This is a genomic window from Pseudomonas sp. BS-2016, from assembly GCF_001806145.1.
GTDB classification, from domain to species: domain Bacteria; phylum Pseudomonadota; class Gammaproteobacteria; order Pseudomonadales; family Pseudomonadaceae; genus Aquipseudomonas; species Aquipseudomonas lundensis.
Genome location: NZ_MLCT01000142.1, coordinates 1 through 1,420 on the forward strand (window position 1 = coordinate 1; position 1,420 = coordinate 1,420).

Below are 1,420 nucleotides of genomic sequence, written 5' to 3' on the forward strand. Positions count from 1 at the left end.
TTCCAGGGCCATCCGGAGTTTGTTCACGACTATTCCCGTGAGTTGCTGGAAATACTTCAGACAACCCTGGGTGAAAAGGTCTACAGCAACGGCGTGGCCAGCCTGGAGCGCGACCACCACGGCGTGACCGTGGCGGAGTGGATGATGCGCTTTGTGGCGCACCAGCCTGAAGCCAAGGCTTAAAGCCAGCCCGAACGCTTGAAGCTGGCCCATAAACCGGTACAGCCCAAGGTAATAAAACCGAGCACCGCAAAATAGCCGTAGTGCCATTGCAGCTCGGGCATGTTCTGAAAGTTCATCCCGTAAATCCCCGCCACCGCCGTGGGGAACGCCAGGATCGCCGCCCACGCGGCGAACTTGCGCTGCACCACGCTCTGGCGCGACGCCTCCAGCAACACACCGATCTCGATGGTCTGGCTGGCAATGTCGCGCAGGGTGGTGAGGTCTTCCATTTGCCGCGTCACGTGGATTTGCACATCACGGAAATACGGGCGCATGTTCTTGTCGATAAACGGGAAGCTCAGCTTCTGCAACTCCTGGCTGATCTCCACCATTGGCGCCACGTGCCGCTTGAGCCGTAACACATCGCGGCGCAGGCCGTGGAGGTGCTGGATATCGCGCTCGTTGAGCGAACTGCACAGCACGTTACGCTCCAACTCATCAATCTCGGCGTGGATCGCCTCGCTCACCGGCTGGTAGTTTTCAGTGACAAAATCCAGCAACGCATAGAGTACGAAATCTTCCCCATGCTCCAGCAACAACGGGCGCGCCTCACAGCGTTGGCGCACAAAGCCGTAGGACGCCGAGTGACCGTTGCGTGCGGTTATGATGTAGCCGTTGCCGGCAAAAATATGGGTTTCGATAAACTCCAGCTTGCCGTTCTCGCGCACCGGTGAGTAGGTGACGATAAACAGCGCGTCGCCGAAGGTTTCCAGCTTCGGGCGGCTGTGTTTTTCCATGGCGTCTTCAATCGCCAGCTCGTGCAGGTTGAACTGGCGTTGCAGGTTGTTCAGTTCCTGGGCGCTGGGTTCTTCCAGGCCGATCCACACAAAGTGCCCAGGTTTGGCGGCCCAGGCCGCGCCTTCATCGAGAGTGATATCCGAGACTTTCTTACCGGCGCTGTAGACGGCAGCCGCAACAACTCTACCCATGGTGCTGATCACTTCTTATCAAGAGGACAGATGTTGGGCAGCTTAGCCTGAATGGCGTTCCGTTGTTGCTCACCGACATTGCCCACTCCCCTGTAGGAGCGAGCTTGCTCGCGAAAATCGTCAACGATAACGCAGCGCCATCAGGTGACCCGCGTCGCTTATACGTTTTTCGCGAGCAAGCTCGCTCCTACAAGCTCACGGTCCATCTGCGCGATGCATTCATCCATCTGCGTCTGACACGTCAGCAGCAACTGAGGGATGTCATCCAC

General features: G+C 57.9%; 1 protein-coding gene and 1 pseudogene. One reads left to right on the forward strand and one right to left on the reverse strand.

Going from position 1 to position 1,420, the window contains the following annotated elements:
* Window positions 1-183, forward strand: a pseudogene (locus BKD70_RS23100) (amidotransferase); the annotation flags it as partial.
* On the opposite strand, the gene BKD70_RS23105 reads toward BKD70_RS23100, so the two are convergent.
* Window positions 180-1,151: a magnesium and cobalt transport protein CorA gene (locus BKD70_RS23105; RefSeq protein WP_003193449.1), complete on the reverse strand. Its 972-nt coding sequence runs from the start codon at window positions 1,149-1,151 to the stop codon at window positions 180-182. The pseudogene BKD70_RS23100 and the gene BKD70_RS23105 overlap by 4 nt on opposite strands.
* Between the last annotated feature and the right edge of the window lie 269 nt (window positions 1,152-1,420).

Coding starts and splice junctions, on each gene's coding strand:
- BKD70_RS23105 (WP_003193449.1), bottom strand. CDS start 1,151: ATGGGTAGAGTTGTTGCGGCTGCCGTCTACAGCGCCGGTAAGAAAGTC.